5 protein-coding genes are annotated in these 6,306 nt (G+C 65.6%); 1 reads left to right on the top strand and 4 read right to left on the bottom strand.

Features of this window, described 5'->3' with window-relative positions:
• Positions 1–83: 83 nt before the first annotated feature.
• Positions 84–1,358: a formyl-CoA transferase gene (frc, locus tag PMI12_RS08450; protein ID WP_007831046.1), complete on the bottom strand. Its 1,275-nt coding sequence runs from the start codon at positions 1,356–1,358 to the stop codon at positions 84–86.
• Between the two features lie 28 nt (positions 1,359–1,386).
• On the bottom strand, positions 1,387–3,219 hold the full coding sequence (oxc, locus tag PMI12_RS08445) for an oxalyl-CoA decarboxylase (protein ID WP_007831045.1): 1,833 nt from the start codon (positions 3,217–3,219) through the stop codon (positions 1,387–1,389).
• A gap of 152 nt (positions 3,220–3,371) precedes the next feature.
• On the opposite strand from oxc, the gene PMI12_RS08440 reads away from it, so the two are divergent.
• The gene (locus tag PMI12_RS08440; RefSeq protein ID WP_007831044.1) at positions 3,372–3,980 is read left to right on the top strand and encodes a Crp/Fnr family transcriptional regulator; all 609 of its coding nucleotides are present in this window, start codon (positions 3,372–3,374) and stop codon (positions 3,978–3,980) included.
• 162 nt (positions 3,981–4,142) lie between these two features.
• Here PMI12_RS08440 and PMI12_RS08435 read toward each other — a convergent pair whose 3' ends face one another.
• Positions 4,143–5,675: a tripartite tricarboxylate transporter permease gene (locus PMI12_RS08435; protein WP_007831043.1), complete on the bottom strand. Its 1,533-nt coding sequence runs from the start codon at positions 5,673–5,675 to the stop codon at positions 4,143–4,145.
• 24 nt (positions 5,676–5,699) lie between these two features.
• Positions 5,700–6,221 carry a tripartite tricarboxylate transporter TctB family protein gene (locus PMI12_RS08430; protein ID WP_007831041.1) on the bottom strand — a complete coding sequence of 174 codons (522 nt, stop codon included), beginning with the start codon at positions 6,219–6,221 and terminating at the stop codon, positions 5,700–5,702.
• Positions 6,222–6,306: the final 85 nt, after the last annotated feature.

Here is a 6,306-nt window from a genome sequence, read left to right as displayed (position 1 = left end):
CGGCTCCGCCGGGCCGCAGGTGTCGCCCCCTCGAAGGGGGTGGGCGCTGCCACACGAAGTGGGCAAGCCTGGGGGTGAGCCAACTACACGGCTTTTGATTCCTTCAGGTTGTCGATCTGCTGCTGGGTGTAGCCCAACTCCGCCAGCACCTGGTCGGTGTGCTCGCCCAGCAAGGGCGAGGCGGTGACTTCGGGCTTGAGGTCCGAGAACTTGATCGGGCTGCCGATGGTCCAGTAGCTGCCGCGCTCCTTGTGCGGAACTTCGACGATCGAGCCGCTCTTGCGCAGCGACTCGTCATGCAGCAGTTCCTTCATCGACAGCACCGGGGCGCAGGGAATGTCGTACTTGCGGAAGATGTCCACGGCCTCGAACTTGGTCTTGTCCTTGATGAAGTCCTCGATGGTGGCGAAGATCTGCTCGATGTGCGGCTGGCGGGCCTTGGCCGTCATGTAGTCGGGGTCGGTCTTCCATTCGGGCTTGCCCAGCGCCTCGCAGATCGGCTCCCAGGCGTGACCCTGCACCGTGAAGTAGATGTAGGCGTTGGGGTCGGTCTGCCAGCCCTTGCACTTCAGGATCCAGCCGGGCTGGCCACCGCCGCCGGCATTGCCGCCGCGCGGCACGACCTTGTCGGCGAATGCGCCCATCTCGTGCGGGTACTGCGGGTATTCCTCGAGGTAGCCCACGCTGTCCAGGCGCTGCTGGTCGCGCATCTTCACGCGGCACAGGTTGAGCACGGCATCCTGCATCGAGCAGGCCACCTTCTGGCCCTTGCCGGTCTGCTGGCGGCCGATGATGGCCGTCAGGATGCCGATGGCCAGATGCATGCCGGTGTTGGAGTCGCCCAGCGCGGCGGCCGAGATCGTCGGGGCGGAGTTTTCGCCTTTCCACCAGCCGGTGGTGGAAGCGGAGCCGCCGGCGCACTGCGCCACGTTCTCGTACACCTTCAGGTCCTCGTAGTGGTGGCCTTCGCTGAAGCCCTTGACCGAGGCGACGATCATCTTCGGGTTCAGCTCCTGGAGGCGTTCCCAGGTGAAGCCCATGCGGTCCAGCGCCCCGGGGCCGAAGTTTTCCACCAGCACGTCGGATTCGCGGATCAGCTTTTCCAGCACGATCTTGCCCTCGGGCTTCTTCGTGTCCAGCGTGATCGAGCGCTTGTTGCTGTTGAGCATGGTGAAGTACAGCGCGTCGACGTTCGGAATGTCGCGCAGCTGGCTGCGGGTGACGTCGCCGGCGCCCGGGCGCTCCACCTTGATCACGTCCGCGCCGAACCAGGCCAGCATCTGCGTGCAGGCCGGACCGGCCTGCACGTGCGTGAAGTCGATGATCTTGATGCCGTTGAGGGGCTTGATGCTGCTCATTTGGAAAATCTCCTTGGATGGAATTGAGTTACTTCTTCTTCGCCGTGCTGGGGTTCAGGCTCGTGATGCGCCCGCTTTCCGTGCCCGCGGTTTCGTCGATGACGGCGTTGATCAGGGTCGGCCGGCCCGAGGCGACGGCCTCGGCCAGGGCCTTCTGCAGCTCGTCGGCGGTGGTGGCGTGCACGCCCACGCCGCCAAAGGCTTCCATCAGCTTGTCGTAGCGCGCGTTCTTGACGAACACGGTGGGCGCCACGTCGGCGGTGCCGCTGGGGTTCACGTCGGTGCCGCGGTAGACGCCGTTGTTGTTGAAGACGACGACGCACACCGGCAGGTTGTAGCGGCAGATGGTCTCCACCTCCATGCCGCTGAAGCCGAAGGCGCTGTCGCCCTCGATGGCGATCACCGGCTTGCCCGTGACCACGGCTGCGGCCACGGAGAAGCCCATGCCGATGCCCATGATCCCCCAGGTGCCCACGTCGAGGCGCTTGCGCGGCTCGTACATGTCGACGATGCTGCGCGCGAAGTCCAGCGTGTTGGCGCCCTCGTTGACGACGATGGCATCGGGCCGCGCCTTCACCTGGTCGCGGATCACGCTGAGCGCGCTCTGGAAGTTCATCGGCGAGGGCCGCGCAGCCAGCGTCGCGGCCATCTTCGAGAGGTTCTTGTCCTTGCGCTCGGCGATGGCGCCGGTCCACTCGACCGGGGGCTTGGCCCACTTGGCGTCGATGCCGGCCAGCAGCGCGGCCACGCAGGAGCCGATGTCGCCGATCACCGGCGCCTCGATGGCGACGTTGCTGTCGATCTCGGTCGGCGCGATGTCGATCTGGATGAACTTCTTGGCGCCCTTGTCCTGCGCCCAGGTCTTGCCCTTGCCGTGCGAGAGCAGCCAGTTGAGGCGCGCGCCGACCAGCAGCACCACGTCGGCTTCCTGCAGCACGTAGGAGCGCGCTGCCGCGGCCGACTGCACGTGGGTGTCGGGCAGCAGGCCCTTGGCCATCGACATCGGCAGATAGGGAATACCCGTCTTCTCGACCAGCGCACGGATGTCGGCATCGGCCTGCGCGTAGGCGGCGCCCTTGCCGAGCAGGATCAGCGGCCGCTTGGCGCCCTTGAGCAGGTCGAGCGCGCGCTTCACGGCGTCGGGCGCGGGGATCTGGCGCGGTGCGGGGTCGACCACCTTGATCAGCGACTTCTTGCCGGCTGCGGCGTCCATCGTCTGCGCGAACAGCTTGGCCGGCAGGTCGAGGTACACGCCGCCAGGGCGGCCCGACAGCGCCGCGCGGATGGCGCGCGCAATGCCCACGCCGATGTCCTCGGCATGCAGCACGCGGAAGGCCGCCTTGCACAGCGGCTTGGCGATGGCGAGCTGGTCCATTTCCTCGTAGTCGCCCTGCTGCAGGTCGACGATCTCGCGCTCGCTGGAGCCGCTGATGAGGATCATCGGGAAGCAGTTGGTGGTGGCGTTGGCCAGCGCGGTCAGGCCGTTGAGGAAGCCGGGGGCCGACACGGTCAGGCAGATGCCGGGCTTCTGCGTGAGGAAGCCGGCGGCGGCTGCCGCGTTGCCGGCGTGCTGCTCGTGGCGGAAGGAGATGACGCGCAGCCCTTCGGCCTGTGCCATGCGCGTGAGGTCCGTGATCGGGATGCCGGGCAGGCCGAAGATGGTGTCGATGTCGTTGAGCTTGAGCGCATCGATGACCAGGTGGAAGCCGTCGATGGTCTCGGCCGCCGGCGCGCTGTCTTCGGTCGCGCCACCCTTGAAGGCGCGGACCACCGCTTCGCCGTCAGCATCGCGGCTTTTCGTGGGCTTGAGGGCATCTTCCAGCGTGGTGGCTGCCTCTTTCTCTGTTCTGACTGAAGACATGTCTCTCCTTCTGCATGGGTGAATGGCCAAGGCCCGAGCCGCGACTATGATTCGGGCCCAAGCTTTCGGCCGTTGACCTCGGTCAACTTTCCCGAAAACGGCGACGGCCCCGATGACCGGCGCCGGCAGCGAAATCGAGCAAGACGGTGACCATGACGTTGTTGGAAAACCATCCGGAGAAGAACATCATTCGCGCCCAGCTCCGGCAGAACATCCTGCTCAAGGACCTGAGCGAAGCCGACCGCGCCGAACTGGAAGCCCACCTGGTCATCGTGGACGGCAACAAGGGCGAGTTCCTGCTGCACCAGGGGGTGCGCGAGATGGAGCAGTACTTCATCCTCGACGGCATCCTCAAGCGGGTGGTGAGCAACCCGGAGGGCAAGGAAATGATCCTGCGCTTCGCCGACGAGAACGACATGGAGACGAGCTACGCCGCGCTGCGGCTGGGCACGCCCACGCCCTACGGCATCGTGTGCGTGACGAAGGCGCGGGTCGCGAGCCTGCCGCTGAAGGAATGGATCGCGTTCCTGAACCGGCATGCGGAAACGAAGGAACTGTTCGAGTTCCTCGTGATGCGCGGCATGAGCGAGATCATGGCGCACACGATCACGCTGCATCTTCTGGACGCCGCCGGGCGTGTGCACCGGTTCATGCGCAAGCACCCTGAACTGGAAGACCGGATTCCGAGCAAGGAGCTGGCTTCTTATCTGAATCTCTCGGCGGAAACCCTTAGTCGGCTTCGCAAGCGCGGGAAGATATAGCTCTCTCGGTTGTCCGGGGGCGTGCGAATGACACCGGGCACTCCCCTGCGCGAATGTCTCCCGGCCTGCGGCCTCCTCCTTTATTTCGCTGCGCAAGGCACCCCATCGGCGTGAGCGCGCCCCGAACAACCCGGGTCAGCGCGATCACAGGCAAGTTGCTGGTCAGTCCACCGGCCGCTCGACCGCAAACTCGTCGGGCTTCTTCGGCTTCCTGATCACGGCCAGCGCCTTCGAGATCAGCGGCCAGAACAGCAGCACCAGCGCCAGCGTCGTGATGCCGCCGACCAGCGGGTTCGAGAACATCACCATCACGTCGCCCTGCGAGACCAGCATGGCCTGGCGGAACGAGTCCTCGGCCTTGTCGCCGAGCACCAGTGCAAGCACCAGCGGCGCCAGCGGAAAGTCGAGCTTCTTGAAGAGGTAGCCCACCACGCCGAAGCCGAGCATGAACCAGATGTCGAGCATCGCGTTGTGCACGGTGTAGGCGCCGATGGCGCAGATCACGATGATCACCGGCGCGATGATCGAGAACGGAATGCGCAGGATCGACGCGAACAGCGGCACGGTGCTCAGCACCACGATCAGGCCGACGATGTTGCCGAGGTACATGCTGGCGATCAGGCCCCAGACGAAGTCCTTCTGCTCCACGAACAGCAGCGGCCCCGGCTGCAGGCCCCAGATCAGCAGGCCGCCCAGCAGCACCGCTGCGGTCGGCGAGCCGGGAATGCCGAGTGCCAGCATCGGCAGCAGCGCGCTGGTGCCGGCCGCGTGTGCAGCGGTCTCGGGCGCGACCACGCCTTCCATCTCGCCGGTACCGAACCTGGCGCCCTTCTTCGACATCTTCTTCGCGAGGCCGTAGCTCATGAACGAGGCCGGCGTCGCGCCGCCGGGCGTGATGCCCATCCAGATGCCGATGAGCGAGCTGCGGATGGAGGTCACCCAGTATTTGGGCAACTGCTTCCACGTCTGCCACACGACCTTCGGATCGATCTTGGCGCTCTTGCCCGAGAACTTCAGGCCCTCTTCCATCGACAGCAGGATCTCGCCGATGCCGAACAGGCCGATCACCGCGATCAAAAAGTCGAAGCCGCGCATCAGCTCGGGCTGGCCGAAGGTCAGGCGCAGCTGGCCGGTGACGGTGTCCATGCCCACGCTGGCGAGCGCGAAGCCCAGCGCCATCGACGCGAGGATCTTGAAGGGCGAGCCCTTGCCCATGCCGACGAAGCTGCAGAAGGTCAGCAGGTACACCGCGAAGAACTCCGGCGAGCCGAACTTGAGCGCGAACTTCGCGACCAGCGGCGCGAGGAAGGTGATCATCACCACCGCGAGAAAGGCGCCCACGAACGACGAGGTGAAGGCCGTCGTCAGCGCGGCGCCGGCCTGCCCGTTCTGCGCCATCGGATAGCCGTCGAAGGTGGTGGCCACCGACCACGGCTCGCCCGGTATGTTGAACAGGATCGAGGTGATGGCACCGCCGAATAGCGCACCCCAGTAGATGCACGACAGCATGATGATCGCCGAGGTCGGCGACATCGTGAAGGTGAGCGGCAGCAGGATCGCCACGCCGTTGGCGCCGCCGAGCCCGGGCAGCACGCCGATCAACACGCCGAGGATGATGCCCACGAACATCAGGCCGATGTTCATCGGCGTGAGGATCACCGAGAAGCCCTGCATCAGGGCGCCGATTTCTTCCATTTCGCTTGTGCTCCTTGAACGGGTTCAGTAGCCGAGGAATCGAAGCGGATCGAGCGCGCCCTTGAAGAGCGGCACCTTGAACCAGACCTCGAACATGCAGAAGAACAGCGTGTTCACGGCCAGCGCGGCAAGCACGCTCTTGGTCCATGCGTACTTGCCGAGCACCACCATGAACAGCGCGATATACATCGCCGACGCCACGTAGATGCCGAGAACGGAGATCGCCAGCACGTAGACCGTGGCCGGCACCAGCACCGACAGCACGCGCTTGAGCTGCACCGGGTCGACGAAGACCACGGTGTTGCGGTTCCTGCCGAGCAGCGACTGGTAGAGGATGCCGGCGCCGGAGATCGTGATGATCACGCCGATGAAGAACGGAAAGTAGCCCGCGCCGGGACCGTCGCTGGTCCAGCCCGCGCCGAGCTTGCGCGCCTCGAAGACCACCACCAGGCCGATCGCCAGCAGCAGCAATGCGACCGCCGCTTCGACCAGGTGCGTGGAGATGCCCGGACGCGCCGCGCCCTCGGATGTTTCGTCGTGCTCCATGGAGCCCCCATCGTGATTGTGTGAGAGAAGAAAGCGACGGATGCGGCACGCCCGCGGTCCGCCGGTCAGCCGGCCTCGGTCGGCA

This window comes from Variovorax sp. CF313, from assembly GCF_000282635.1.
Classification (GTDB): Bacteria; Pseudomonadota; Gammaproteobacteria; order Burkholderiales; family Burkholderiaceae_C; genus Variovorax.
Note: the sequence above shows the minus strand (reverse complement) of the source record. Positions and strands in the feature narration are given on the sequence as shown.

Bases quoted from the DNA above. Each gene is read 5' to 3' on its own strand.
- PMI12_RS08430 (WP_007831041.1), bottom strand. From the start codon at position 6,221: ATGGAGCACGACGAAACATCCGAGGGCGCGGCGCGTCCGGGCATCTCC.
- oxc (WP_007831045.1), bottom strand. From the start codon at position 3,219: ATGTCTTCAGTCAGAACAGAGAAAGAGGCAGCCACCACGCTGGAAGAT.
- frc (WP_007831046.1), bottom strand. From the start codon at position 1,358: ATGAGCAGCATCAAGCCCCTCAACGGCATCAAGATCATCGACTTCACG.
- PMI12_RS08435 (WP_007831043.1), bottom strand. From the start codon at position 5,675: ATGGAAGAAATCGGCGCCCTGATGCAGGGCTTCTCGGTGATCCTCACG.
- PMI12_RS08440 (WP_007831044.1), top strand. From the start codon at position 3,372: ATGACGTTGTTGGAAAACCATCCGGAGAAGAACATCATTCGCGCCCAG.